A 26396-nucleotide genomic window follows, 5' to 3' on the forward strand; every position below is an offset into this window, starting at 1 on the left:
CGCAGCAATGTGTGGAGCTGACAAGTACTAATAGGTCGAGGGCTTAACCAATTTGGATGATATACTAAGATTTACTTTCAATTCGCTTCTAGTTTTCAAGGTACAATACCTTGTAAGAACCGCATTTGTTCACAAATGCATGTTTGGTGACGATGGCGGAAGGGAACCACGCGTACCCATCCCGAACACGACCGTTAAGCCTTCCAGCGCCGATGGTACTTGGATCGAAGGATCCTGGGAGAGTAGGACGTTGCCAAGCAACTACAAGCCACTGTTCTTTATGAATGGTGGCTTGTTTTTTTGTGTACCTCAATATTGTGCACCCAAAAAAATAACGGATTTTGGAGTGCTTATTTACTTGAAAACCCGAGCATTCCCACAATTAGCGGATTTTGAGGTACTTAAATTTTGGAGGAACTGGCGAAATGAGCGTTTTGCGGCATGCAGCTTCAAAATAGGTACCTGAGAATCCGCTATTTCTACGAATTCCCCCCATTTTATCCGAATAAGCACCTCAGAGTCCGCTATTACGACTACATGCCAGAACTCTACAATATTGCAGCAGTTTCATGATACAACTCTCGAATATTGCTGCAGTTTCATGCCAGAACCCGCAAACATCTGGAGCAACTCCATGATCCGGCCTTCGAATATCTGCAGAATAACCTACTTTGTGCAACACATTCAACAAAACTCGACAAAATACCGCAAACTTTTATGTATCATAAGTCTCATAGGTTACATATGTCTCTTAAGCAACCGAGCGATCAAAACCCCTCTCATTACTCTCCCCTACACATTAAGCAGCATACACACTTTTAGCACACTCATCCGTACCAACGCGAGCTCATTCCAACATTTTTTTGAAAATCCACAAAAAATAATTCACTTTTCAGAATTATCTGTTATATAATAGTTTAAACTTGAATTTAATATCTGTAGTATAACAGTTAAGGCGAAGGGGGAACGAAGATGGATTGTTATGATTGCTTAGGGAATGGGGACTCGATGTGTTCTGCTTGTTCGGGAACTGGTGAAGATGCTGGAGGGCATAAGTGCTTGAAGTGTCGCGGACATGGTGTGGTAGAGTGCAGTCGTTGCAATGGCAGCGGTCATTTGGAAGTGGTGGAAGTTAATTAAGGGGGTTACTCTGAATGGAGCTTACTAGGGATCAGCGCTCAGGATGTGTGACGATCACTGCTTTGCCATCTGAAGCTTATGATGAAATTCTGACACCAGACGCATTAGCATTTGTAGGTAAATTACACGAACGATTTAATCACAAGCGTAAGATGTTGCTCAAAGCACGTAAATTAAGGCAGGATCAGATTGATGCAGGTAATTTACCTGATTTCTTGCCTGAGACGAGGAGCATACGGGAGAGTGAATGGAGCATAGCACCTGTACCGGAGGATATACAAGATCGAAGAGTAGAAATTACGGGTCCTGCTGGGGATGCCAAAATGGTGATCAATGCGTTCAACTCAGGTGCGCGTGTATTTATGGCTGATTATGAAGATGCGAATTCACCGACTTGGGATAATACGATCTCGGGGCAGATTTACATGCGTGATGCGATTAGGCGAGAGCTGCAATATGTAAGTCCAGAAGGTAAAGTGTATAACTTAGGGCAAAAGATAGCTACGTTGTTTGTTCGGCCCAGAGGCTGGCATTTGGATGAGAAGCATGCGCTAGTAGATGGGGAGCCTGTATCAGGAAGTTTGTTTGATTTTGGATTATTTGTTTATCATAATGCTCACGAACTAATGGAACGGAACTCAGGTCCCTACTTTTATCTTCCTAAACTTGAAAACCATTTAGAGGCACGGCTATGGAATGAGGTATTCATTTTTGCGCAAGAAGAGCTTGGTATACCACAAGGTACCATCAAGGCGACGGTGTTGATTGAGACGATATTAGCTGCTTTTGAAGCGGATGAAATTTTGTTCGAGCTTCGTGATCATAGTGCTGGCCTGAATTGTGGGCGTTGGGATTATATTTTTAGCTATGTTAAAAAACTCAAGAATCATCCCTCTGTTATCTTGCCTGACCGTGCTCAAGTGACGATGACTGTACCGTTTATGCAAGCATATACGTCATATGTGATTCGTACTTGTCATAGGCGTAACGCACATGCGATGGGAGGTATGGCAGCACAGATTCCGATCAAGAACGATCCTATAGCAAACGAAGCTGCCATGAACAAGGTAAAAGCAGATAAAGTCCGAGAAGCAGACGCTGGTCATGATGGTACATGGGTAGCACATCCCGGGTTGGTGGCAATCGCAATGGAAGCTTTTGACGCTAGAATGCCTACATCGAACCAGATTAACACCATTAAACGTGAAGATGTAAATGTATGTGCAACAGATTTACTGGCTGTCCCTGCAGGGACGATTACAGAGTCAGGGCTGCGGCTTAACATAAGCGTTGCACTTCAATACATTGAAGCTTGGCTAAGAGGTTCAGGAGCTGTGCCGATCTACAATCTTATGGAAGATGCAGCAACTGCCGAGATATCCCGGACACAAGTGTGGCAATGGATCAGGCATCCAAAAGGCGTGCTTGAGGACGGTACGAAAATAACGACGCTTTTGGTACTTAAGATGATAGAAGAAGAGATGGATACGATTTTGCAGTTAAAAGGAATAGAAGCATTCGAGCAAGGTAAATTTGATGAAGCGCGGAGTCTATTTACAGCTTTAATTGAATCGGATGATTTTGCAGAATTTTTAACAATTTCCGCTTATGAAAGACTGGATTAATGGATCCATTTATAAGTACAATTGGAGAGGAAGATGAAAATGGGAATGAATAAAGAACGAGAAGTTCAAGAGTTGCGAAATAGCTGGAGTACGCCGAGATGGCGTGGTGTAACAAGAACATATACGGCAGACGAGGTTGTAAAATTACGAGGTTCCGTTCAAATAGAATATACGTTCGCTAAATTAGGTGCAGAGCGATTCTGGCATTTGCTAAATACAGAGGAATATATACCAGCGCTAGGTGCATTGACGGGGAATCAGGCGGTGCAGCAGGTTAAGGCGGGGCTTCAAGCTATATATCTGAGTGGTTGGCAGGTAGCAGCGGATGCTAATCTGGCAGGTCATATGTATCCTGATCAGAGTTTGTATCCTGTAAACAGTGTTCCTCAGGTGGTAAAGCGAATTAATCAAGCCTTGCAGCGTGCCGATCAAATTCAACATTCAGAGGGGAAGGACGATACTTATTTCTATGCTCCGATTGTTGCAGATGCAGAGGCTGGGTTCGGAGGCACTTTGAACGTATTCGAGCTGATGAAGGCGATGATTGAGGCAGGTGCGGCGGCTGTACATTTTGAAGACCAATTATCTTCTGAGAAAAAATGCGGTCACTTAGGCGGCAAGGTGCTTCTTCCTACACAGCAGGCCGTACGGAATCTGTTAGCAGCTCGATTGGCAGCAGATGTACTGGGAGTTGATACTGTACTTATTGCAAGAACAGATGCCAATGCAGCGAATCTGATCACGAGTGATGTAGATGAGTATGATCGTCCATTTCTAACGGGTGAGCGCACGCAGGAAGGATTCTATCGAACGAGAGATGGTCTTGATCAAGCAATAGCCAGAGGCCTTGCTTACGCTCCTTATGCAGATCTCATCTGGTGTGAGACATCAGAGCCTAATTTGGCCGAAGCGAAGCGTTTTGCAGAAGCTATCCATGCGAAATTTCCTGGTAAAATGTTAGCGTACAACTGCTCACCATCTTTTAACTGGAACAAAAAGTTAGATGAAAATGCAATAGCGAATTTTCAGAAGGAGCTTGCTAAGTTAGGCTATAAATTTCAATTCGTTACTTTAGCAGGATTCCATGCATTGAACTACAGCATGTTTGAGCTGGCTAGAGGGTATAAAGAGCGCGGGATGTCTGCCTACTCTCAGCTTCAACAAGCAGAATTCATGTTGGAGTCGGAAGGCTACGAGGCAGTGAAGCATCAGCGTGAGGTAGGGACGGGATATTTTGATGAAGTATCTGGGGTCATATCTGGAGGGACATCTTCTACTACTGCCTATATGAATTCTACGGAGGCAGAACAATTTCATTAAGATTCATGATGTAGATATATTGTAGTTTATTATTTGGGAGGCACATATGCTTGGTTTTGCCATTTTACTTGTATTTTCTTTACTCGGTATGCTTCTTAAAGATTGGCTGCAAGTACCACTACCAGCTAATCTAATCGGTTTGCTCCTTTTCATCCTTGCGTTGTACACCAAGATCGTGAAGGTGCAATGGGTTGAAGCGTCGGCACGATGGATGACGAAGCATATGATGCTGTTTTTTGTGCCATTTGTGGTTGGTTCGATTGTTTTCTATCCTCTGCTTAAACAGTATGGATTGATCATTATCATTTCGTTAATTGCCTGTACTTCAGTTGTGCTCTTAGTGACGGGCTGGGTAACTGCATTCCTAAGTAAAGAGAAGAGAATCGTGAAAGAAGGTGAGCTTGATGCTTAACCTTCTATATTCATTTATAGGAATCGCAATTACTATAGCTGCTTATTTCGTTGCTTTACGTGTAAATAAGAGATTGCGCTGGGTGCATCCTTTATTTATTTGTGCAGGCAGCATTATGACTTTGCTTGTGATTGGCAATATTCCTTACGAGTACTATAAGCTTGGTGGGGATGTGATTGCATTCTGCCTTGGCCCTGCTACGGTTGCCCTAGGTGTACCTTTGTATAAGAATAGAGAGTTGATCCGTAAGCATGCATTTGCCATCATTTCAGGCGTATCCGTTGGTTCCGCTGCCGGGATAATTAGTGCAGGATCAATTGTGTGGTTAATGGGTGGAAATCTGGAATTGATGCTGAGCATGATGCCCAAATCAACGACGGCTCCCATCGCGATTGAAATCTCTCGTCAGCTTGGAGGGATACCTGAGTTAAGTGCCATATTCGCAGTATTGACGGGTCTTATAGGAAGTATGATAGGAACGGGATTGCTCCGTGTATGCAGGATTCAAGGCGATGTTCCGATTGGTATAGCAATGGGAACAGCAGCACATGGGATAGGTACAGCGGCCGTCATTCGTCATTCAGAATTTCAAGGAAGTTTAAGTGGACTAGCCATGGGGTTAGCAGGAATTGCATCAGCGATCTTGTTTATTCCGTTATACGGATTGTTTCATTGATAACAAGAAGTCTTTCTACATAAGGATGTAACGCAAGGAATATTACAAGTATTATTGTACAAAATAAGATTATCGGTGTTTATGGCGTTAGCCTTCATTCCGCTTGCAAATCTAAATTGCAAGCAGTATAATTTACTTAAGGTCAAAGAAAGTCAAAGTCAGGAGGGGTTGGAATGCGTAACGTATCTGAGATGATAGAACAGCATTTGAAGAATATGTTACAGCAGAGTCCTGAAGGCGCGGTAGAGATTCAGCGCAACGAGCTAGCTGACCGCTTCGAATGTGTCCCTTCTCAAATCAATTATGTGATATCCACGAGATTTACCCTTGAGAAGGGTTATCTAGTGGAGAGCAAGCGCGGTGGAGGCGGATATATTCGCATTCAGAAAATCCACTTGCAGTCCTGCGGATCGATTTTGGATTTTATTTTCCATACGATTCAGGATCAGATTGATCAGACTTCTTCTGAAGGCTTGGTCTATCGGCTTCATGAAGGTGGACATATTACGGTTCGTGAAGCGAATCTCATTAAAGCAGCGATTTCACGGGATACTCTGAACCTGAAGCTTCCGTTACGTGATCAGCTTCGAGCGAGGATTCTGAAATCCATGCTGATTACATTGCTTAGCAAGTAACTTCGTACATGAAAATTTGTCAGAATAATATAGAAGCGGGAGGGATTATGATGGTATGTCAAGAATGCAATAAGAAACCAGCAACACTCCATTTCACCAAGATTGTGAATGGAGAAAAAACGGAATTTCATTTGTGTGAATCTTGCGCCCGCGAGAAAGGGGATCTCATTCCTGGAACTACAAATGGCTTTTCCATCCACAATTTGCTTTCTGGGCTCCTTGACTTTGATCCTTCAACCTCAGCAGGTGTAGGTGGATTTGCAACTAAGCCTATCCAAACCATATACTGTGAGCATTGTGGACTCACGTATTCACAATTCAGCAAGATAGGCAGATTTGGCTGTGTTCATTGCTATAAGAATTTTGCAGAAAAGCTTGATCCTCTATTTAGACGCGTGCATGGTAATACAGTTCATGTAGGTAAGGTACCTAAACGCTCAGGTGGAATAATTAAGCACAAGCGTGAGATAGAATTGCTTAAGAAAGAGATGCAGATTCGAATAGAATCAGAAGAGTTCGAAATGGCTGCGGAAATTCGTGACCAAATTCGCGAATTAGAGAAGAAAATTCCTACTAAAGATCAGGCAAGCAGCTAAGGAGGAAAGATCATGACTCATACTCGTTTTACTAACGATGCTTTAAGTGAGTGGATGCGGGGAGAAGGTCCAGATATGGATGTTGTTATCTCTTCGAGGGTGCGACTTGCTCGAAATCTAAGTGATGTACCTTTCCCTATGCTTGCAACGAATGTACAATCGCAGGATGTCCTTAATCGTGTGGCCAAAGTTGTTGATAGCGGGGACCTCGATGCCATTACACCGCTTACGATGATTCCACTATCCGATTTGAATGAAACGGAGAAGCGGGTGCTCGTTGAGAAACATCTTATTTCTCCGAACTTGGCGAATGATTCGCGCAATGGGGCCGTTATGCTTAATGATCAAGAATCGGTTGCCATTATGATTAATGAAGAAGATCATCTGCGAATTCAAAGCTTATGTCCAGGCTTTCAAGTAAGGGAAGCTTGGGAAATTGCAAATCGATTAGATGATATATTTGAAGAGCAGCTAGATTATGGTTATGATGAGAAAAAAGGATATTTAACAAGCTGTCCGACGAATGTGGGTACAGGAATTCGGGCCTCCGTTATGATGCATTTGCCTGCACTTGTCATCACGCAGCAAATCAATCGAATCCTTACAGCTGTCACACAGGTTGGCTTGACTGTACGGGGGTTATATGGTGAGGGCAGTGAAGCGGTTGGTAATGTATTTCAGGTCTCGAATCAAATCACGTTAGGACAATCCGAGGAAGAAATAATTGATAATTTGCACAGTGTTGTACGTCAAATTGTTGAGCATGAACGTGCTGAGCGGCGTAAGCTAATGGTAGAGATGAAAACACGGATTATTGATCGTGTATCTAGATCGCTTGGTATACTCTCTTACGCGGCTGTGATCGATTCCAAAGAAGGTGCTCAGCGCATTTCAGATGTAAGGCTGGGTGTAGATTTAGGCATTATCAAGAATGTGCCAATTAATGTGCTTAATGAACTGCTGGTGATGACACAGCCAGGTTTCTTACAGAAGCATGCGGGAACGAAATTGTCTGCAGATGAGCGAGACATGCGCAGGGCACAGATCATTCGCGAACGTATGCAGGGAGACAGAATTATTTAAACTAGCGAATTATTATTAACATAAATTAATATATTTATTAAAATCTTGGAGGTGCAGATCATGATGTTTGGGAGATTTACAGAACGAGCTCAGAAAGTATTGTCTTTAGCGCAAGAGGAAGCAGTTCGATTAGGACATAACAATATCGGTACAGAGCATATTTTGCTCGGTCTCATTCGCGAAGGTGAAGGGATTGCAGCCAAAGCCTTGATTGCACTGAACCTGGGACTAGAAAAAATCCAAGATGAAGTGGAAGCATTAATCGGCAGAGGCCAGGAGCAGCCAACAAATATTGCCTATACACCTCGCGCTAAGAAAGTGATTGAATTATCAATGGATGAAGCGCGTAAGCTTGGTCATACGTACGTTGGAACAGAGCATATTTTACTTGGTCTTATCCGTGAAGGTGAAGGTGTGGCTGCCCGTGTTCTAAGTAATTTGGGTGTGTCATTAAATAAAGCGCGTCAACAAGTATTGCAATTGCTAGGATCAAGCGAAGTCGTTTCCAGCTCCCATAGTCCGAGTGCGAACGTAAGTACGCCTACGTTAGATTCCTTGGCACGTGATTTAACGGCTTCGGCTAGGGAAGGGAATTTGGACCCTGTGATTGGTCGCGCTAAGGAGATTGAGCGCGTTATTCAGGTGCTTAGCCGCCGCACAAAGAACAATCCTGTTCTAATCGGTGAGCCTGGTGTCGGTAAAACGGCGATCGCTGAAGGGTTGGCGCAGCGAATTATTAATAACGAAATTCCAGAAACGCTTAAAGATAAACGCGTGATGACACTCGATATGGGTTCAGTCGTAGCGGGTACCAAGTATAGAGGCGAATTTGAAGATCGTCTCAAGAAAATCATGGATGAGATTCGCCAAGCGAATAACATTGTTTTGTTCATTGATGAGCTGCACACGTTAATTGGTGCAGGTGGTGCAGAAGGAGCGATTGACGCTTCCAATATCCTGAAGCCTGCGTTAGCGCGTGGTGAGCTGCAATGTATTGGTGCTACAACGCTCGATGAGTACCGCAAGTACATCGAGAAGGATGCAGCGCTTGAGCGCCGTTTCCAACCGATTACAGTGGATCAGCCATCACCTGAAGAAGCCATTCAAATTCTTTACGGTTTACGTGATCGCTATGAAGCGCATCACCGCGTTAAGATTACCGATGAGGCCATTATTGAAGCGGTTAAGCTATCCGATCGCTACATCTCAGATCGTTTCTTGCCGGATAAAGCGATTGACTTGATCGATGAGGCGAGCTCCAAAGTGAGACTTCGCTCATACACTGTACCGCCTAGTCTTAAACAGCTTGAGAACAAGCTGGAGGATATCCGCAAAGAGAAGGATGCAGCGGTTCAGAGTCAAGAGTTCGAGAAAGCAGCAGGTCTTCGTGATACGGAGCAGAAGATGCGTGAAGAACTCGATACGACGAAGAATGAATGGAAAGAAAAGCAAGGTCGTATGGATACCGAAGTTACGCCAGACGATATTGCACATATTGTGGCATCGTGGACAGGAATTCCAGTTACAAAGATGGCAGAAGAGGAAACAGAGCGTCTACTCAAAATGGAAAGCATTCTTCATGAACGTGTAATCGGTCAAGAAGAAGCTGTCAAAGCCGTATCCCGTGCAATTCGCCGAGCTCGCGCAGGGTTGAAAGATCCGAAGCGTCCAATGGGTTCCTTCATTTTCCTAGGACCAACGGGTGTTGGTAAAACAGAGCTTGCTCGCGCACTCGCTGAATCTTTATTCGGTGATGAGAACGCCGTTGTTCGGATCGATATGTCGGAGTACATGGAGAAGCATTCAACTTCCCGTTTAGTTGGAGCGCCTCCAGGATATGTAGGATATGAGGAAGGCGGACAGTTAACAGAGAAAGTTCGTCGTAAGCCGTATTCGGTTGTATTATTGGATGAGATCGAAAAGGCGCATCCAGAAGTATTTAACGTACTATTGCAAGTTCTTGAAGATGGACGCCTGACTGATTCCAAGGGACGTACCGTTGATTTCCGCAATACTTTAATTATTATGACCTCCAATGTCGGCGCGGAAATGATCAAGAAGAATTCAACGCTTGGGTTCACAGCTGTACAGAATTCAGGTAGAGATTATGACAATATGAAGGATAAAGTGATGGGCGAGCTAAAGAAATCATTCCGTCCGGAGTTCTTGAACCGGATTGATGAAATTATCGTGTTCCATTCCCTTGATGAGAGTCATATTGCGGAGATTGTATCCCTCATGGCAGAAGAGCTTCGCAAGCGTTTGAAGGAGCAAGAAATCGAATTTACACTGACCGATAGTGCCAAGAAGTTCTTAGCTAAAGAAGGCTATGACCCAACATTTGGTGCAAGGCCGCTGCGTCGGGCGATCCAGAAGCATATTGAAGATCGCTTGTCGGAAGAACTACTTAGAGGTGCCATTGTGAAAGGCGATTCTGTCGTGATCGATGAACTGAACGGTGAACTTGTTGTAAACAAGAATGAAAATACAGTGGAAGCTAAATAAATTGAAACAATTATTAAGGACATTGAACGTATGTTATGGCATCTATTTGCCAGACATACTTCAATGTCTTTTTTGCGTGAAAGGAATAAGGCTTTAATAGAGCAATTAATAATGATAAACTAAATATGATAAGGAGAGGTGTAAAGGGGCGAAATAATAAGCAGTGAGTAAAGTGAAGAGTAAATTTGTATGCGGTGAATGCGGTTATGAATCTCCAAAATGGATGGGCAAATGTCCAGGGTGTCAAAGCTGGAATTCAATGACGGAAGAAATCGAGACGCCTACGCGCTCGCCAGGTCTTACTTCTAGTATGCGGACGACAAAGCAGAAGCCAATGCCTATTATTGATGTAGAATGCGCACCTGAGGATCGGGTACGGACGGCCAATGCGGAGCTGAATCGTGTGCTTGGAGGAGGGATTGTACCAGGCTCACTTATTTTGGTCGGTGGAGACCCGGGAATTGGCAAATCTACACTCCTGCTGCAAACATCCCATTCACTTGCACATTCAGGTCATAAGGTGCTCTATATCTCGGGTGAAGAATCGGTGAAACAGACCAAGCTAAGAGCAGACCGTCTCGGGGCTAATTCTCCTCTATTATATGTACTTTGCGAAACGAATCTTGAATATATTGAAGAAGCAATTGAAGAGGTGCAGCCTGACCTGGTGGTGATTGACTCGATTCAGACGGTCTATCATCCAGCAGTTACTTCGGCTCCAGGTACAGTAGGGCAGGTTCGTGAGTGTACAGGTCATTTTATGCGCATTGCCAAAATGAAGGGTGTCGCTACGATTCTGGTTGGACATGTGACTAAAGAAGGAGCAATTGCAGGACCACGGTTACTTGAACATATGGTGGATTGCGTATTATATTTTGAAGGAGAGCGCCATCATACGTATCGAGTATTACGAGCGGTGAAGAATCGATTCGGGTCCTCGAATGAAATTGGGATTTTTGAAATGAGAGAAGAAGGACTTGTGGAGGTTAGCAATCCTTCGGAATTATTCTTATCGGAACGTCCGATGGGCGTTGCAGGTTCAAGCGTTGTAGCCGCAATGGAGGGAACTAGACCTATTCTGGTCGAAATTCAGGCGTTAGTTTCTACAACGAATTTCCCATCACCAAGACGTATGGCAACGGGTGTTGACCATAATCGACTCTCGTTAATTGTCGCGGTACTGGAGAAGCGAGTGGGAATGTTCTTGCAGACTCAGGATGTTTATTTAAATGTAGCGGGTGGTGTCAAGCTGGATGAACCTGCGGTTGATCTAGCTGTTGCAATCGCCATTGCCTCATCGCTGAAGGAGAATGCAACCAATTCCCATGATGTTGTATTCGGAGAGATTGGACTGACAGGCGAAGTGCGCGGCGTATCTCGAGTAGATGCACGAGTGAAAGAAGCGCAGAAGCTGGGGTTTAAACGTATTATTTTACCGGCCAAAAGCTTAAAGGGATTAACACCTCCGCCTGGTATTGAATTAATTGGTGTGAATACAATAACAGATGCACTTAAAGCAGCATTAGGTTAATTATAGAGAGATTGATGTACCCTAAGGAACGAAGGAATCATAAGCATGATAAAGCCGTTTCTTCTTGCAGGAGGATAATAAATGATAAAAGAAGAGAACAAGAGAGATGTGATGACCCAGTTGCTGCAGCTTGTGGCGCCAGGTACACCTTTTCGAGATGGATTAGAGAATGTACTACGCGCTAAGACAGGCGCTCTAATCGTAGTTGGATTCTCAGATGAGGTGAAAACACTTGTTGATGGCGGCTTTAGCATTAACTGCGATTTCTCGCCCTCTTATTTATATGAACTTGCCAAAATGGATGGAGCAATCGTCCTTAGCGAAGATACCAAAAAAATATTATATGCCAACACACAGTTGAATCCACTTTCGTCGATTCCCTCAACAGAAACGGGAATTCGCCATCGTACAGCAGAGCGTGTTGCAAAGCAAACCTGCAAACTTGTTGTCTCCATCTCCCAAAGAAGGAATGTTATCACTTTGTATCAAGGCAACTTGCGCTATTCGCTCAAAGATATTGGTGTCATTCTGACGAAGGCGAATCAAGCGATCCAAACTTTAGAACGGTACAAAATTGAATTGGATCAAGCACTCACGAATCTGACAGCCGCTGAGTTTGAAGAGCTTGTTACGCTACATGATGTATCACATGTTTTGCAACGTGTTGAGATGGTGTTACGTATAAAGAGTGAGATCAGACGATTTATTACAGAATTAGGAACTGAAGGTCGCTTAATTTCTATGCAGCTTGAAGAAATGGTTGGTAATACGGGGAATGAAACTCGGTTACTTATCAAAGACTATATTCGAGACATGAACGAAGATAAGGTTAAAGAAGTATTTAATTCTGTTATTCGGAGCAATAGCGATGACATTCCAGAAGCAGGGCATTTCATTCGCTTGCTAGGTTATCCGAATACAAGTACGATCGTTGATGAACCAGTAGCTCCTCGCGGCTTCCGTGTTCTAAGTATGATCCCGCGTCTGCCATCAGTCATAATTCACAATCTGATCGAGGAATTTGAATGCCTGCCTAATATTTTGTCTGCAACAATTGAAGAACTGGATGAAGTCGATGGCATTGGGGAAGTAAGAGCCCGTGCGATTAAAGACGGTTTAAAACGAATTAAGGACCAGGTCTTTATTGACAGACATATATAATTCTCATACAATCTTTATATTGCGATAGGTTATTGGGTAGAGTAAAACTAGAGGTGGACAAATAATGATTGCTAAATCGCTTCCGAATATATTTACACTCGGAAATCTTTTCTTAGGTATACTCGCCATCATTTTCGTTTTTAACGAGAAGCCGACAGAAGCTGCGGTACTTGTTATCGTTGCGATGTTGCTTGATGGTCTGGACGGCAGGGTTGCAAGAGCGTTAAATGTGCAAAGTGAATTCGGTAAAGAGCTGGACTCTTTATCCGATGTTATCTCTTTCGGTGTTGCTCCTGCGTTTATTATGTACTATGTGGCTTTCACAGATATCAATCCCTATGCGGCTTGGATCGTAACAGCGATCTTCCCGATTTGTGGCGCGATTCGATTGGCACGGTTTAACGTTGTTGCTGGAATTCCAGGATATTTCATTGGACTTCCGATTCCGGCAGCAGGGGGTATCCTAAGTACACTTGCCTTATTTAACAAAGACATATCTGTTTATTTGCTTATGTTAAGTACAGTATTGCTTTCTTACTTAATGGTATCACGTCTTAAATATCCGAATTTCAAAAAATCTGGCATTCCGAAAGCAGCAGTGTGGCTTACACCAATCGTGGCCATTCTGGCAGTGGTATTAGCACTTCGCTTCCCGGAGTACATTTCCAAAGGAATTCTAGTGTTACTGCTTGTGTATGCACTTTATGGCCTAAAAAAAAACGTTGATGGTGTAGTGACCAAAATTCGTCGTAAGAACCGTAAAGAGCACAATCAAGAAGAGAAGAAATCGAAGTTTAATTTCTAGTGTGTAAAAGAATAAGAAGATGGCTTTCATTTTAAATGGAAGCCATCTTTTTTTATTTGGGTATCTCGAAGCTGCCGATTTTATCACTGTACAATAAAGTGTTTAGCTGGAAAACTTCCTGTTAATTATTATTTTGAAGATAATTATAGACCATGTTAAAATTTAACTAATATACATAATTCCTATATTTTCGTAAATAAGGGAGGTCGAGCGTGAGAAAAAATGGATGGTTAATAGACTTAACGTTACTTGCCGGTGTTGTTATTTTGATTAAAGGTATATGGTCTTACTTGTCAAATTATAGTGTCCTTCAAGATTTTGATCTCATGGTTCTTGTAACTAAAACCTATCTTTATACATTTGGTGGTATAATTTTGATTTTGTTTTGTTTTGTTATAAGGAAGCTGTTTAATCAAATTCAAGCATTAAAGATTCAATTAATGGATCTACAAGAAAAAATAGATAAGCCATAGACAAGAAGAAACGGTTTCACCGTCTTTAAGGACGGATACGTTTCTTAAGGTATTACTCAGAATTTATGATACAAATGTTATAAATTCTGTAATACAGAAAAGGAGCTTATCCCGTGATAGAAAATAATCTATCTTGGGGAAGGCTCCTTTTGATTATATCTTACGTTCATGCTAAGCCATGTTGAATAAACCAAGCGTAGCGCATTTCTTCGATTCATTGGCGACAACCTGTTCCAAATCGATGTCGAGAAGATTGGAAAGTGCAGCGATGTAAAATAAATGCTTGCCGATCTCCGCTTCGACGATTTCTTTACAGTTCTCGCATAGGTTGCCATTCATGTGCGTACCTAGTTGTTTCTTAGCGTCCTCCAAAGACATTTCTGGCGAGTATGGCTGCTTGGAAGCATTCACTTCGATGCAACCACATTCTGTCGTTGCTTTAATGACAGATCGACTCATTGCAGCACTAGACTGTTGAAGTTTAGATAACACATCCAGAAGGCTTCGGTGACGGAGTAATAATTCTGATACTTGGTCTTGGAAATCCATGAGCGTAGGAGCGGTCATTCCATTCACCTCATTCATAATCAGTTCGCAATTCATGATGAATTAATTATATAAGATACGGATTATTATTTCAATTTTATGATTAGTGATCCGTTTTTTGGAACATAATTGTAAATAGATAAGAAGAAATGTTCTAATCTGCTTATAAAAAGATATGGGGGTGAAGTCTGTCATGAAAAAATGGATAGGATTCTTATGCGCTATTATGGGTGGCTTATTAGGATATCAATGGAGCGATGCAATCGTTTATGCGCTTGGATTGGAATCAAGTCCTGGAATTGCCTTACTTGCTACATTAGTTATTGTAGCTGGAATGTTCGGATTTACAGCTGGACTCGCAAATTATGGGATGAAATTAATGAAACGTGGGGAGACAAACCTGGGTAGTGTCCCTTTATCAGGGATGTTTGCAGGCTTATTTGGTCTGATGTCAGGGTTAATTGTTTCGATTCTGCTCTTTCCATCACTTGATCGTGTGGTTTGGCTAGGACCTTTGTTTCCGTTATTTGTAACAGCTATTCTTGGATTCATTGGATTTCGAATTGGTTTTGGCAAGAAAGAGGAGCTTGCTCACTTGGCTAATAAGCTTCAAGTCAGCTTGGATGGTGGCAAGACCTATGGTAAAGATCTGGAGCACAAAATTCTGGATACATCGGTGATTATCGATGGACGGATTGCAGATATTTGCAAGACAGGATTTATTGAAGGGACACTTGTCATACCAGAATTTGTTCTGGAGGAGCTTCAGCATATCGCAGATTCTTCTGACTTGCTTAAACGCAATCGTGGTCGAAGAGGACTCGATATTCTGAATAAGATTCAGAAGGAACTTGATGTTAAAGTACTTATTTATGAAGGTGACTTTGAAGAGGTTTCGGAGGTTGACTCCAAGCTCGTTAAGCTGGCGAAACTGCTTGTCGGGAAAGTGATCACGAATGATTTTAACCTGAATAAAGTCTGCGAGCTGCAAGGCGTAGCCGTACTGAATATCAATGATCTCGCAAATGCCATTAAGCCAGTCGTATTACCAGGAGAAGAAATTCTCGTACAGGTAATCAAAGACGGCAAGGAGTATGGACAAGGTGTTGCGTATCTAGATGATGGCACGATGATCGTAGTTGAAGGTGGTCGAGAGTTCATTGGATCTATGCTCGAAGTCATGGTTACAAGCGTACTTCAAACATCAGCAGGTAGAATGATCTTCGCCAAGCCAAAACTATTGGAAAAAGCCCAGTAATCCATGTATGATTAAGGAAGATTAAATTGTGCTGCCGTGATCGTAAATTACGAGCTTGTATATACTCCTACATCCGCTTTCCGGACCATATACAACTCTCCATTTACTCGGCTGATAAATAATCTTCCGATCATCAAAACATCTGAATACTAGGGAGAGAGAAACATGGGGAGACTTGGCGCACTTGTGGTTGCCGCAGGGAAAGGAACGCGGATGGGAACTGCCGAGAGTAAGCAGTACTTATCGCTTGGGGACAAGCCAATCCTTGTACACACATTGCTGCTATTCGAACGAATGCAAGAAGTGGATTCCGTCGTACTTGTTGTCTCTGATGGACAAGAGGCAAGATGTCAATCCTATATCGAGCAATATAAATTACATAAGGTACGGTCGATTGTAGTCGGAGGGGTAGAGCGTCAGGATTCCGTGAGAGCTGGACTTGAGGCATTCTCTTCCGATATCGATTGGGTCCTGATTCATGATGGGGTCAGACCATTTCCGGCAGAAGAGCATATTCTTGCTTGCGTAAGAGAAGCGATGCAGACAGATGCTGCTGTACTTGCTGTACCTGTTAAAGATACAATTAAAGTTGTGAATGCTGAGGGGCAAATTCAGTCAACCCCTGATCGTAGAAGCTTGTGGGCTATCCAAACGCCGCAGGCTTTTCGGCTTTCTGTCTTAAGGGAGGCGCATGAACGTGCAGCGCATGATCATTTCTTAGGGACGGATGATGCGATGTTAGTCGAACGACTAGGTATAACCGTACAGGTTGTACAAAGCGATTATTACAATATCAAAATTACAACACCAGAAGATTTGCCAATGGCGGAATGGATTATACATAATGTGAGGGGAGAGAAGGGTTAATGATTCGTGTAGGACAAGGATTCGATGTGCATCAGTTAGTAGAAGGCCGCAAATGTATAATTGGTGGGGTAGACATCCCTTATGAGAAAGGCTTATTAGGGCATTCGGATGCGGATGTTTTGCTGCATGCTATTACGGATGCTATATTAGGCGCATTAGCGTTAGGCGATATTGGCAAACATTTCCCAGATACAGCGGCTGAATTTAAGGATGCAGATAGCTTAGTTTTGCTCAAAAATATCTGGGCAATGGTTAAGGAACGAGGTTACAAGCTTGGCAATATTGACTCTACCATTATTGCGCAGCAGCCCAAGATGGCTCCATATATTCCGCAAATGGCTGAAATTATTGCGGATGCATTGGATGCGGATGTCGATCAGGTGAATGTCAAAGCGACGACATCTGAGCGTCTCGGATTTACCGGCAGAGGCGAAGGAATTGCAGCCCAGTCCGTTGTATGTCTTGTAAAAATGTAATATGCTATGATAATAAATTATTTATGAATAAGCGAGGTACAAGCAAATGACTAGACCAGTTCGCGTACGATATGCCCCAAGTCCAACCGGGCATTTGCATATAGGGAATGCAAGAACAGCATTATTCAACTACTTGTTTGCCCGTCACCATGGCGGCAAATTGATCATTCGTATTGAAGATACGGATCTTAAGCGTAATATTGCTGGCGGTGAAGAAAGTCAGTTAAAGTATTTAAAATGGCTCGGAATTAGCTGGGATGAGAGCATTGATATCGGTGGTGAATATGGTCCATACCGTCAAACGGAACGCCTTGATATTTATACGAAGCATGCGCAGGATCTGATCGATCGTGGCTTGGCTTATCACTGCTATTGTACGGAAGAAGAGCTTGAACAAGAGCGCGAAGCGCAAGCGGCTGAAGGTCTTAACCTGCAATACTCAGGCAAATGTCGTCATTTGACTGCAGAGCAGCGTGCAGAGCTTGAAGCGCAAGGTCGCAAGCCAAGTATTCGTTTTAACGTGGATCAAAGTCGTTCATATACTTTTGATGATATCGTTAAAGGTGAAATTACGTTTGATGCGTCAACAACTGGCGACTGGGTTATTATCAAAAAAGACGGTATTGCCACTTACAATTTTGCCGTTGTAATTGATGATTACCTCATGCAGATATCCCATGTCCTTCGTGGTGAAGATCATGTGACGAACACTTTGCGTCAGCTTATGATCTATGATGCATTCGGCTGGGAAGCACCGATCTTCGGACATATGACGCTTATCGTTAGTGATAACGGCAAGAAGCTTAGCAAGCGTGACGAATCCATTATTCAATTTATCGAGCAATATGATGATCTTGGATTTTTGCCAGAAGCGATGTTCAACTTCATTTCTTTACTTGGCTGGTCGCCTAAAGGTGAACAGGAGATCTATTCTCGTGAGGAACTTATCGAGGTATTCGACGAGCAACGTCTATCCAAGAGCCCTGCCGTATTTGATAAGAATAAATTAAACCATTTAAATAACAGCTACATTAAAAATACAGATCCAGATCGTCTGACTCAAATGGCGATTCCACATCTACAGAAGGCTAATCTATTGCCTGCGACATTAACAGATGCGCAATATAGCTGGACGAAGGATCTTGTGAAGCTTTATCAAGAGCAAATGAACCATGCTTCTGAAATCGTAGAGCTATCTGAATTGTTCTTCCAAGAAGAGCTAAATTTCGAGGCAGAAGCAGCGCAATTGTTGCAAGAAGAGCATGTGCCTACAGTAGTTGGCGCGTTTTTAGCACAAATTACACAAACAGAGGAATATACACCAGAAATCATTGCAGGACTGCTTAAGAATGTACAAAAAGATACAGGTTATAAAGGCAAACAGCTATTCATGTCGATTCGTGTAGCCCTTACTGGTCAAATGCATGGACGTGATTTGAATATGACGATTTATTTACTTGGTAAAGAAAAAGTACAAGCTCGTCTACAGAACCTGTTGTCATAAATGCATTCTTTTGGATATACTGTAGGTAATACTATTTTTGTAAATGAATCAGAATAGCTTTGAACAGGAAAAGTAGGTTATGAATCTTAGTCGATTCTGCTGAGGGTTTCCCAGAGAGAATGATCTTAATCATCAAGAAGATGGTTATGGCTGCAAATCATTTAGACCCGAACAACCGAAAATGCACCTGGGAGCTGCTGCGCCGAACTGCCCGTAAGGATATAAGTAGGTGTGAGCCGGATCGCTTCCGTTATTAGCGTATAAGTGTGACAACAAGATTGGCTGCATATGCAGCTGCACTAGAATTTGTCACAAGCAGAGTGGAACCGCGTCAATACACACGCCTCTGCAGCCTATTCATAGGCTGTGGGGGCTTTTTTTGTGGGTAAGAATGACGGTGAAGCGAGATCCACTTATTTTCACAACAATTTTCACAACATAGATCTTGAGCGCAAATGAAGTTGTCATAGCTTGATTGGTAGTTAGATGCCAGAGGGAGTCGTGTATGTGGAAGACAATGAAATCAGATATCCAAGCGGTGTATGAGAATGATCCGGCAGCTCGAAGCACATTTGAAATTATTTTTACCTATTCGGGAGTTCACGCGATCTGGCATCATCGTTTCGCTCATTGGTTTTTTAAGAAGAGAATGTATACAATTGCACGTATTATTTCGCAGGCTTCTCGTTTCATTACAGGGATTGAGATTCATCCAGGCGCTCGGTTAGGTCAAAGGCTATTTATCGACCATGGTATGGGGATTGTTATCGGTGAAACTTGCGAGATTGGGAATGATGTTGTTCTCTATCAAGGCGTAACCCTTGGCGGAACAGGCAATGAGAAGGGAAAGCGTCATCCGACGATTGGGAATAACGTTGTTATTTCTTCCGGGGCTAAGGTGCTCGGATCATTCTTTGTAGGGGATAACTCACGTATTGGAGCAAATGCAGTCGTGCTGAAGGAAGTGCCGCCTAACAGTACAGTCGTAGGGATTCCTGGACGAATTGTGAAGCGCGATGGTGTAAGGATTGAACGATTGAATCATGGCGATTTGCCAGATCCAATTATCGATATATGTCATCATTTAACGACAGAGATTAATCAGCTTAAACAACAGATCCATGATTTACAGCACCAGCTTGCAGATGCAAATCAAAAGAATGGAGGCGTCATCCATCATGACACTTAAAATTTATAATACGATGTCGAGGCAAAAAGAAGAATTCATTCCGCTTGAGCCAGGCAAGGTCAAAATGTATGTTTGCGGACCTACGGTATACAATTATATTCATATCGGGAATGCCAGACCGGCAATTTTCTTTGATGTAGTGCGTAGATATTTAACTTATTCAGGTTATGATGTGTCGTATCTTGTCAATTTTACAGATGTAGATGATAAAATTATTCGTGCTGCAGAGGAAACAGGTGAAGAAGTTGGTGCATTAGCAGAGCGATTTATCGAGGCGTATTTGGAAGATGTGCGAGCAATTGGCATCCATCCGGTTACTCATCATCCGCGCGTAACGGAGAACATCGATGCTATTATCGCATTCATAGCACGTCTAGTTGAGAAAGGCTTTGCTTATCCAAGCGGCGGCGATGTTTATTACAGAACGACGAAATTCGACGAATATGGTAAGCTTTCGCATCAGAATCTGGATGAATTGCAATATGGGATTCGCATAGAAGTGGATGATCGCAAAGAGAATCCGCAGGATTTTGTTCTATGGAAAGGTGCGAAGCCAGGAGAGATCTCATGGGAATCGCCTTGGGGCGCAGGCCGTCCTGGCTGGCATATCGAATGCTCGGCAATGGTTCAAAAATATCTTGGCGAAACCATTGATATCCATGGCGGCGGACAGGATTTGACGTTCCCGCACCATGAGTGCGAAATTGCGCAGTCTGAAGCTGTTACAGGTAAACCGATGGCTCATTATTGGATGCATAATGCTTTTATCAACATGGATAATGAGAAAATGTCCAAATCACTTGGCAATTTTGTGATGCTAAGAGATATTCGTCAACAAATTCGTCCACAGACGCTAAGATTTTTTATGCTGAATGCTCACTATCGCAATCCGCTGAATTTCAGTGAGGAAACGGTTCGCCAAGCAGACAGCTCTGTTGACCGCATTTGGAATGCGATTACGAATCTGGAGCACCGTTTATCGGTAGCCCTAAATGGTCCTGTTGACGAGCAAGTTGCTGCACGCATCGAAGAGATTAAACAATATTTTGAATCCAAAATGAATGATGATTTCAATACACCAGATGCAATTACAGCGATCTTCGATCTTGTATCCGAGGCGAATATATACTTGAAGCGGGAGCGGGTAACGGCTGAAACGATTGAAAGCTTGCTAAATACATTTAAAGCTTTTGATGCTGTTCTGGGTATATTGCCAAGCGAGAATGGCGATTTATTAGATGAGGAAGTTGAATCACTCATTGCGGAGCGGGTGCAAGCTCGTAAAGATAAGAACTGGTCACGTGCGGATGAAATTCGCGATTTGTTGACAGAGAAAGGCATTTTTCTTGAGGATACACCACAAGGAATTCGCTGGCGCCGCAAATAAAAGAAGAATGAATGAAGGGTAGACTATGACAGATAACAATCCAGATGTACAAATGGATATGAATTTATTATTTTATCCACCTGACAAAAATCCAGCACTGATTCATCCATTGGTGCTGGCTTATGTTGGTGATGCGATCTTCGAGCTGTTCATCAGGCAAGTCGTGATTAGCCAGCCGAACCAAAGACCGAATTATTTGCACCGTACTGCGACACGTTATGTTTCGGCTAAGGCACAATCGAAGGCGCTCGAACAATGGCTTCCGCTGCTAACGGAGGAGGAACAGGATGTTGTGCGTCGTGGACGCAATGCCAAGTCAGGTTCGATTCCGAAGAACGCGGATGTGCTCGAATATCGTCATTCCACGGCGATGGAATGCTTGATTGGTTATTTGCATTATAAGGGTGAGCATGCTCGGCTAAGAGAGCTGCTTGATATGTTGATAAATAAATAAAGGGGGACTCGTGATGTCAGAGGAGTTTATTGGTGGGAAGCATTCGATCCTGGAAGCGATGAAGGCAGGACGTACGATAAATAAAATTTGGATAGCAGAGAATGGGCAGAAGGCACTTACACAGCCTATTATCGCTGAGGCTAAGCAGCACGGTATTATTGTTCAATTTGCGGACAAGCGTAAGCTTGATACGATGGCAGAGGGATTGCAGCATCAAGGTGTTGTAGCCCAAGTTGCTGCTTATGATTATGTGGAGATCGACGATATTCTCGAAGCTGCAAGAGTACGCGGTGAGGATCCGTTCATTTTGATTCTGGATGAAATTGAAGATCCGCATAACTTAGGCTCCATTCTTCGTACAGCGGATTGCACAGGTGTGCATGGGGTTATTATTCCCAAACGCCGCTCCGTAGGTTTAACAGCTACTGTATCCAAAATTTCCGCAGGTGCAGTGGAATACGTGCCAGTTGCACGTGTTACGAACATTGCACAAACTATTGATAAGTTAAAAGAACGTGGCGTATGGGTCGCGGGCACAGATGTTAGTGCAGCAGATGATGTATATCGCAGTAATTTTGCTATGCCGATCGCACTTGTCATTGGGAATGAAGCGAAGGGCGTCGGACGATTGATCAAGGAAAAATGCGATTTTCTAGTCAAGCTTCCTATGCAGGGCAAAATCAACTCGCTTAACGCCTCTGTTGCAGCTGGTGTTCTGATGTATGAGGTCGTTAGACAGCGTAAGCAGAGCTGATGAGGGATGCAGGAATTTTTGATTGTTGATGGATATAACATTATTGGGGCTTGGCCGAAGCTAAGCAAACTCAAGGATGTGAATTTGGAGGAAGCGCGCAATTCGCTCATCCATATGCTAGCGGAATATCAGTCTTTCTCTGGGATGAAGACTTATCTTGTATTTGATGCCTATCTGGTTCCCGGAATAGGAAAACAGTATTCGCAGAGCAGATTAAGTGTTCTATACACGAAGGAGAAAGAAACGGCGGATGAGCTAATTGAGCGGTTGGTAACTGATTTAATCGGCAGAAGAAAGCAAGTGTACGTTGCGACCTCGGATATGATAGAACAACATGTTATATTCGGCAAAGGCGCACTACGTATGTCTGCTAATGAGCTATTGGTTAAAGTAAGAAATAGTCGCAAAGAGATACAAGGAAAGATCGCAAATGACTTGATTCCAGAACGGAATACGTTCGATAAGTTTATGGATCCTGCTATGAGAGAGAAATTTGAACGTATGCGAAGAGGGGAATAATCCTGTTTTTACGGTAAATATTGTAATTAACCCCGTTGACGATGTAAGTTTCCTTCATGTATACTGAACGTATCTTAAAGTTTGTAAATTTTTCAAGCTTCATGGGCCGGAGGGATTATAGTGAGTGTCGACCTCAAAGAATTGAGAATGAACGTATATGATCTCGCGCTGGATGAAGATTTAATCGAGTCTGTCCGACAAGGCAATAGTGAAGCGCTTGAATATTTGATTAATAAGTATCGCAACCTTGTCAGAGCCAAGGCGCGTTCCTACTTTCTAATTGGCGCTGATCGAGAAGATATCGTGCAAGAAGGAATGATAGGCTTATATAAATCCATCCGTGATTTCCGCGGGGACAAGCTGGCATCATTCAAAGCCTTTGCGGAGATTTGTATTACGAGGCAGATCATCACAGCGATCAAGACAGCAACTAGACAAAAGCATATTCCACTTAATTCCTATGTCTCCTTAGATAAACCCATTTATGATGAGGACTCGGATCGGACGCTCCTGGATATTATTTGCGGTTCTAAGGTTTCGGATCCAGAAGAACTTATCATTAATCAAGAGGAATTCACTGGACTTGAAGATAAGATGAGTGAAATATTAAGCGATCTGGAACGTAAGGTGTTAATGCTTTATCTTGATGGTCGCTCCTATCAGGAGATTGCAGTTGACCTTGATCGTCATGTCAAATCAATTGATAACGCTTTACAGCGCGTGAAACGTAAATTGGAACGGTATTTGGAAGTTAGAGATCTTGTCTAATTTCTATCATAATAAACAATCAGACAAGCAGTCGAGCAATCGATTGCTTGTCTTTTTTGTATACACACAAACCCTACTTGATACTATGAAAACGATCACGTAAATAATTTGAAAATTAACAATTTAGTAACAAATTTACTCCATTCTGTGATTAATATCACAATTGGTGCATGAGAGCGAATGATAGAATTGTGCCATAAACAGGGATATTTTGGAGGTGCAGTATGGATAAACCGGTAATTAAGAAACAGGGGCAATCCGTCGTTGTAACAAAGCCGAGCAGAAAAGATAGTGAGCCCTCCCTTAAAGGCACGTTTGCATCAGTTATGATTGTCGGAGGTGTCATTCTGATTACTTGGGTGCTTGTCTTCTTGCTATTCATTCACCGAACGTAGCAATGTGATTCAGCCATGTTATCAAGCTTCAGACCAACGTCATTTATGGGGAAAGAAGGTAAAGTATGCAAATTCATCGTTTAGAGAAAATTTGGCTATCCATTGGAATAGCAATGCTCATCATTTTTTTAGCGATAGTGGGGATCTCTGGTTTTGCAATGGGAATGAATCCGCCGACAAGCGATAGTGCACATGGAAGGATCGATCCAACGAAAGTGGATACAACGCCACCGTTTGATAAACCTGGACTTATTCAAGCGGGTGATAACCTGTATGAAGCGAACATGACAGCTTACCTATTCTCGTTCGATCCAGGCGAGATGGAAATACCAGCAGGCTCAACGGTAATGTTCAATATTACAAGTAAAGATGTTGTTCATGGCTTCTCGATTGTCGGTACGACAGTGAACATGATGGTAACTCCAGGTGAAATTAATCATTTAAGTTATAAATTTGACAAACCGGGCGAATATCTCGTTCTTTGCAATGAATATTGCGGCACAGGTCATGAAGTCATGCAAGCGAGAATTATTGTCAAATAAGGGATCTTATTAACTTCGAAATCCAAACTTTATTTTGAAGGAGATATTCGCAATGAAAGATAAAAGGTTTGATCCGAAAGACTCGAAGCTCATACTCGCACATGTACTATTAGCGTTTGCTGCGCTTTTAATAGGTGGTATCGCAGGTGTGCTGCAAGGATTGGTCAGAGGTGGCCTGATTACTTTACCGTCATTAATTGGTTACTATGAATTGCTTACGGCGCATGGCGTATTGATGGCACTTATTTTTACTACATATTTTATTATTGGCTTCTTATATTCCGGAGTTGCTTCAACGCTTGGCGGCAAGCTTCTGCCACATGTTCGCAAGATGGGATGGATTGGTTACTGGCTGATGACAATCGGTACCTTAGTCGGTACAGTTTGTATCCTAACTAAACAAGCAACTGTACTTTATACGTTCTATGCACCAATGAAAGCATCTCCATACTTTTACATCGCATTGGCACTTGTTGTAATCGGCAGTTGGATTAGTGGTTTCGCTATATTTACGCAATACAGCAGCTGGCGTAAGCAAAATAAAGGAAAATTGTCTCCGCTATTCGCTTTCATGGCGGTATCCACTATGATTCTGTGGCAAGTAGCCACGCTAGGTGTAGCGGCAGAGGTTGTTCTTCAACTGATTCCTTGGTCGTTCGGTTGGGTGGATACGGTTAACGTATTGCTCAGTCGCACACTGTTCTGGTTCTTTGGCCATCCGCTTGTATACTTCTGGTTAATGCCTGCTTATATTTGCTGGTATGTTGTTATTCCGAAAATCATCGGCGGCAAAATCTTTAGTGACTCGTTAGCGAGATTGTCTTTTATTCTATTCATCTTGTTCTCCGTACCAGTTGGCTTCCACCATCAATTAATGGAACCGGGTATCCCATCGTTCTGGAAGTACCTGCAAGTCGTATTAACGTTCATGGTTATTGTTCCTTCCTTGATGACAGCTTTCTCGATGTTCGCAACATTCGAAATGTATGGACGCTCCAAAGGAGCTAAAGGCTTGTTCGGATGGCTGAAGTTCCTTCCATGGGGAGATGTAAGATTCTTCGGACCTTTCGTGGGAATGCTGATCTTCATTCCAGCTGGAGCAGGCGGGATTATTAACGCGAGTAACCAAATGAATGCGGTTGTCCATAATACGTTGTTCATTACGGGACACTTCCATTTAACGGTAGCAACAAGCGTTGCTTTAACTTTCTTCGGTATTATGTATTGGTTGATCCCCGTTATGATGGGTAGACCACTTACGAAGAAGATGAATAAACTCGGTATTATACAGGTTATTATTTGGTGCGTCGGTATGCTGTTCATGTCAGGTGCGATGCACTGGGTAGGTTTACTTGGTGCACCACGCCGTACGCAAGGAACTGACTATAATGGCAGTGCTGAAGCAGCAGGCTGGATTCCATATAACGTAACGATGGCAATCGGCGGTACGATTCTATTCATTGGCGTCTTGCTCATGATTTACAATGTGATCGCCCTTATGCGTTCGCCGCGTGGTGAAACGGAGGAGTACCCAATTGCAGAAGCTTCCGAGCATTCCGGGGAAACACCTAAGCTTCTTGAACGTTGGGGTGTATGGATTGGTATTACCGTAGTTCTTATTCTTGTTGCCTACACACTTCCTGTGATCGATATGATTGGCGGAGATGTTGTGACGTCTCCAGGCTTCAAAACTTGGTAATTTATCAATTAATTACTACTTAACTCTGGTATCAATGAAATTATACAGAGATACAAATTTATATTATGGAGGGATT

General features: G+C 42.9%; 27 protein-coding genes and 1 rRNA gene. 27 read left to right on the forward strand and 1 reads right to left on the reverse strand.

Going from position 1 to position 26396, the window contains the following annotated elements; all coding sequences use genetic code 11:
* The first annotated feature begins 142 nt into the window (after positions 1-142).
* The 14 genes from rrf to E0485_RS24525 all read left to right on the forward strand — a co-directional run bounded on the left by rrf (position 143) and on the right by E0485_RS24525 (position 13962).
* Positions 143-259: ribosomal RNA gene (rrf, locus tag E0485_RS24465) — 5S ribosomal RNA — on the forward strand.
* Between the two features lie 713 nt (positions 260-972).
* On the forward strand, positions 973-1140 hold the full coding sequence (locus E0485_RS25310; protein WP_165921293.1) for a DnaJ-like cysteine-rich domain-containing protein: 168 nt from the start codon (positions 973-975) through the stop codon (positions 1138-1140).
* A gap of 14 nt (positions 1141-1154) precedes the next feature.
* Positions 1155-2765 (forward strand): malate synthase A, encoded by a 1611-nt coding sequence (aceB, locus tag E0485_RS24470; protein WP_132420632.1) that lies wholly within the window; start codon positions 1155-1157, stop codon positions 2763-2765.
* 45 nt (positions 2766-2810) lie between these two features.
* Positions 2811-4085, forward strand: coding sequence for an isocitrate lyase (gene aceA / locus E0485_RS24475; RefSeq protein ID WP_407944878.1), 1275 nt, complete (start codon positions 2811-2813; stop codon positions 4083-4085).
* A gap of 46 nt (positions 4086-4131) precedes the next feature.
* Positions 4132-4497: a CidA/LrgA family protein gene (locus E0485_RS24480; RefSeq protein WP_132420636.1), complete on the forward strand. Its 366-nt coding sequence runs from the start codon at positions 4132-4134 to the stop codon at positions 4495-4497.
* A complete protein-coding gene (locus E0485_RS24485; protein WP_132420638.1) occupies positions 4490-5173 on the forward strand; it encodes an LrgB family protein in 684 nt (227 codons plus the stop codon). Before E0485_RS24480 ends, E0485_RS24485 begins: the two co-directional genes overlap by 8 nt.
* A gap of 173 nt (positions 5174-5346) precedes the next feature.
* Positions 5347-5808, forward strand: coding sequence for a CtsR family transcriptional regulator (locus E0485_RS24490; protein ID WP_132420640.1), 462 nt, complete (start codon positions 5347-5349; stop codon positions 5806-5808).
* Between the two features lie 50 nt (positions 5809-5858).
* The gene (locus tag E0485_RS24495; RefSeq protein WP_132420812.1) at positions 5859-6404 is read left to right on the forward strand and encodes a UvrB/UvrC motif-containing protein; all 546 of its coding nucleotides are present in this window, start codon (positions 5859-5861) and stop codon (positions 6402-6404) included.
* 12 nt (positions 6405-6416) lie between these two features.
* Positions 6417-7487, forward strand: coding sequence for a protein arginine kinase (locus tag E0485_RS24500; protein ID WP_132420642.1), 1071 nt, complete (start codon positions 6417-6419; stop codon positions 7485-7487).
* 60 nt (positions 7488-7547) lie between these two features.
* Positions 7548-9992: an ATP-dependent Clp protease ATP-binding subunit gene (locus tag E0485_RS24505; RefSeq protein WP_132420644.1), complete on the forward strand. Its 2445-nt coding sequence runs from the start codon at positions 7548-7550 to the stop codon at positions 9990-9992.
* Positions 9993-10155: 163 nt separating this feature from the next.
* Positions 10156-11523, forward strand: a complete 1368-nt coding sequence (gene radA, locus E0485_RS24510) for a DNA repair protein RadA (protein ID WP_132420646.1) — start codon at positions 10156-10158, stop codon at positions 11521-11523.
* An 81-nt stretch (positions 11524-11604) separates the two neighbouring features.
* Positions 11605-12684: a DNA integrity scanning diadenylate cyclase DisA gene (gene disA / locus E0485_RS24515; protein ID WP_132420648.1), complete on the forward strand. Its 1080-nt coding sequence runs from the start codon at positions 11605-11607 to the stop codon at positions 12682-12684.
* A 64-nt stretch (positions 12685-12748) separates the two neighbouring features.
* On the forward strand, positions 12749-13489 hold the full coding sequence (pssA, locus tag E0485_RS24520; protein ID WP_132420650.1) for a CDP-diacylglycerol--serine O-phosphatidyltransferase: 741 nt from the start codon (positions 12749-12751) through the stop codon (positions 13487-13489).
* 212 nt (positions 13490-13701) lie between these two features.
* Positions 13702-13962 (forward strand): hypothetical protein, encoded by a 261-nt coding sequence (locus tag E0485_RS24525; RefSeq protein WP_132420652.1) that lies wholly within the window; start codon positions 13702-13704, stop codon positions 13960-13962.
* Positions 13963-14133: 171 nt separating this feature from the next.
* On the opposite strand, the gene E0485_RS24530 is transcribed toward E0485_RS24525, so the two are convergent.
* Positions 14134-14529: a nucleoside triphosphate pyrophosphohydrolase family protein gene (locus tag E0485_RS24530; RefSeq protein ID WP_132420654.1), complete on the reverse strand. Its 396-nt coding sequence runs from the start codon at positions 14527-14529 to the stop codon at positions 14134-14136.
* 172 nt (positions 14530-14701) lie between these two features.
* Here E0485_RS24530 and E0485_RS24535 point away from each other — a divergent pair, with 172 nt between their 5' ends.
* The 13 genes from E0485_RS24535 to E0485_RS24595 all read left to right on the forward strand — a co-directional run bounded on the left by E0485_RS24535 (position 14702) and on the right by E0485_RS24595 (position 26320).
* On the forward strand, positions 14702-15766 hold the full coding sequence (locus E0485_RS24535; protein ID WP_132420656.1) for a PIN/TRAM domain-containing protein: 1065 nt from the start codon (positions 14702-14704) through the stop codon (positions 15764-15766).
* Positions 15767-15931: 165 nt separating this feature from the next.
* The gene (gene ispD, locus E0485_RS24540) at positions 15932-16633 is read left to right on the forward strand and encodes a 2-C-methyl-D-erythritol 4-phosphate cytidylyltransferase (protein ID WP_132420658.1); all 702 of its coding nucleotides are present in this window, start codon (positions 15932-15934) and stop codon (positions 16631-16633) included.
* Entirely contained in the window at positions 16633-17109 is a 477-nt protein-coding gene (gene ispF / locus E0485_RS24545) for a 2-C-methyl-D-erythritol 2,4-cyclodiphosphate synthase (protein WP_132420660.1), read from the forward strand. The genes ispD and ispF overlap by 1 nt, the downstream gene beginning before the upstream one ends.
* Positions 17110-17155: 46 nt before the next feature.
* Complete coding sequence (gltX, locus tag E0485_RS24550; RefSeq protein WP_132420662.1) at positions 17156-18613, forward strand: glutamate--tRNA ligase; 1458 nt, start codon at positions 17156-17158, stop codon at positions 18611-18613.
* 505 nt (positions 18614-19118) lie between these two features.
* A complete protein-coding gene (epsC, locus tag E0485_RS24555; protein ID WP_132420664.1) occupies positions 19119-19802 on the forward strand; it encodes a serine O-acetyltransferase EpsC in 684 nt (227 codons plus the stop codon).
* Complete coding sequence (cysS, locus tag E0485_RS24560) at positions 19792-21189, forward strand: cysteine--tRNA ligase (protein WP_132420666.1); 1398 nt, start codon at positions 19792-19794, stop codon at positions 21187-21189. Before epsC ends, cysS begins: the two co-directional genes overlap by 11 nt.
* A gap of 25 nt (positions 21190-21214) precedes the next feature.
* Positions 21215-21643 (forward strand): Mini-ribonuclease 3, encoded by a 429-nt coding sequence (locus E0485_RS24565; protein WP_207911053.1) that lies wholly within the window; start codon positions 21215-21217, stop codon positions 21641-21643.
* 13 nt (positions 21644-21656) lie between these two features.
* Positions 21657-22397, forward strand: coding sequence for a 23S rRNA (guanosine(2251)-2'-O)-methyltransferase RlmB (rlmB, locus tag E0485_RS24570; RefSeq protein ID WP_132420668.1), 741 nt, complete (start codon positions 21657-21659; stop codon positions 22395-22397).
* Between the two features lie 6 nt (positions 22398-22403).
* Positions 22404-22916, forward strand: coding sequence for an NYN domain-containing protein (locus E0485_RS24575; RefSeq protein WP_132420670.1), 513 nt, complete (start codon positions 22404-22406; stop codon positions 22914-22916).
* A 120-nt stretch (positions 22917-23036) separates the two neighbouring features.
* Positions 23037-23684 (forward strand): RNA polymerase sporulation sigma factor SigH, encoded by a 648-nt coding sequence (gene sigH / locus E0485_RS24580; RefSeq protein WP_132420672.1) that lies wholly within the window; start codon positions 23037-23039, stop codon positions 23682-23684.
* 224 nt (positions 23685-23908) lie between these two features.
* Positions 23909-24079 (forward strand): cytochrome c oxidase subunit 2A, encoded by a 171-nt coding sequence (locus tag E0485_RS24585; protein WP_132420674.1) that lies wholly within the window; start codon positions 23909-23911, stop codon positions 24077-24079.
* A gap of 65 nt (positions 24080-24144) precedes the next feature.
* Complete coding sequence (locus E0485_RS24590; protein WP_132420676.1) at positions 24145-24621, forward strand: cytochrome c oxidase subunit II; 477 nt, start codon at positions 24145-24147, stop codon at positions 24619-24621.
* Positions 24622-24673: 52 nt separating this feature from the next.
* Positions 24674-26320 (forward strand): b(o/a)3-type cytochrome-c oxidase subunit 1, encoded by a 1647-nt coding sequence (locus tag E0485_RS24595; RefSeq protein ID WP_132420678.1) that lies wholly within the window; start codon positions 24674-24676, stop codon positions 26318-26320.
* Positions 26321-26396 lie beyond the last annotated feature (76 nt).

Source organism: Paenibacillus albiflavus, from assembly GCF_004344915.1.
GTDB classification, from domain to species: Bacteria; Bacillota; Bacilli; order Paenibacillales; family NBRC-103111; genus Paenibacillus_AM; species Paenibacillus_AM albiflavus.

What these genes read in the sequence shown, in the direction of transcription:
- E0485_RS24575 (WP_132420670.1), top strand. Translation starts at nt 22,404, where the DNA reads ATGCAGGAATTTTTGATTGTTGATGGATATAACATTATTGGGGCTTGG.
- E0485_RS24485 (WP_132420638.1), top strand. Translation starts at nt 4,490, where the DNA reads ATGCTTAACCTTCTATATTCATTTATAGGAATCGCAATTACTATAGCT.
- disA (WP_132420648.1), top strand. Translation starts at nt 11,605, where the DNA reads ATGATAAAAGAAGAGAACAAGAGAGATGTGATGACCCAGTTGCTGCAG.
- E0485_RS24595 (WP_132420678.1), top strand. Translation starts at nt 24,674, where the DNA reads ATGAAAGATAAAAGGTTTGATCCGAAAGACTCGAAGCTCATACTCGCA.
- aceB (WP_132420632.1), top strand. Translation starts at nt 1,155, where the DNA reads ATGGAGCTTACTAGGGATCAGCGCTCAGGATGTGTGACGATCACTGCT.
- E0485_RS24535 (WP_132420656.1), top strand. Translation starts at nt 14,702, where the DNA reads ATGAAAAAATGGATAGGATTCTTATGCGCTATTATGGGTGGCTTATTA.
- aceA (WP_407944878.1), top strand. Translation starts at nt 2,811, where the DNA reads ATGAATAAAGAACGAGAAGTTCAAGAGTTGCGAAATAGCTGGAGTACG.
- E0485_RS24530 (WP_132420654.1), bottom strand. Translation starts at nt 14,529, where the DNA reads ATGACCGCTCCTACGCTCATGGATTTCCAAGACCAAGTATCAGAATTA.
- cysS (WP_132420666.1), top strand. Translation starts at nt 19,792, where the DNA reads ATGACACTTAAAATTTATAATACGATGTCGAGGCAAAAAGAAGAATTC.
- E0485_RS24565 (WP_207911053.1), top strand. Translation starts at nt 21,215, where the DNA reads ATGACAGATAACAATCCAGATGTACAAATGGATATGAATTTATTATTT.
- ispF (WP_132420660.1), top strand. Translation starts at nt 16,633, where the DNA reads ATGATTCGTGTAGGACAAGGATTCGATGTGCATCAGTTAGTAGAAGGC.
- gltX (WP_132420662.1), top strand. Translation starts at nt 17,156, where the DNA reads ATGACTAGACCAGTTCGCGTACGATATGCCCCAAGTCCAACCGGGCAT.
- rlmB (WP_132420668.1), top strand. Translation starts at nt 21,657, where the DNA reads ATGTCAGAGGAGTTTATTGGTGGGAAGCATTCGATCCTGGAAGCGATG.
- E0485_RS24495 (WP_132420812.1), top strand. Translation starts at nt 5,859, where the DNA reads ATGGTATGTCAAGAATGCAATAAGAAACCAGCAACACTCCATTTCACC.
- E0485_RS24585 (WP_132420674.1), top strand. Translation starts at nt 23,909, where the DNA reads ATGGATAAACCGGTAATTAAGAAACAGGGGCAATCCGTCGTTGTAACA.
- E0485_RS24505 (WP_132420644.1), top strand. Translation starts at nt 7,548, where the DNA reads ATGATGTTTGGGAGATTTACAGAACGAGCTCAGAAAGTATTGTCTTTA.
- pssA (WP_132420650.1), top strand. Translation starts at nt 12,749, where the DNA reads ATGATTGCTAAATCGCTTCCGAATATATTTACACTCGGAAATCTTTTC.
- E0485_RS24480 (WP_132420636.1), top strand. Translation starts at nt 4,132, where the DNA reads ATGCTTGGTTTTGCCATTTTACTTGTATTTTCTTTACTCGGTATGCTT.
- epsC (WP_132420664.1), top strand. Translation starts at nt 19,119, where the DNA reads ATGTGGAAGACAATGAAATCAGATATCCAAGCGGTGTATGAGAATGAT.
- E0485_RS25310 (WP_165921293.1), top strand. Translation starts at nt 973, where the DNA reads ATGGATTGTTATGATTGCTTAGGGAATGGGGACTCGATGTGTTCTGCT.
- ispD (WP_132420658.1), top strand. Translation starts at nt 15,932, where the DNA reads ATGGGGAGACTTGGCGCACTTGTGGTTGCCGCAGGGAAAGGAACGCGG.
- E0485_RS24590 (WP_132420676.1), top strand. Translation starts at nt 24,145, where the DNA reads ATGCAAATTCATCGTTTAGAGAAAATTTGGCTATCCATTGGAATAGCA.
- E0485_RS24500 (WP_132420642.1), top strand. Translation starts at nt 6,417, where the DNA reads ATGACTCATACTCGTTTTACTAACGATGCTTTAAGTGAGTGGATGCGG.
- E0485_RS24490 (WP_132420640.1), top strand. Translation starts at nt 5,347, where the DNA reads ATGCGTAACGTATCTGAGATGATAGAACAGCATTTGAAGAATATGTTA.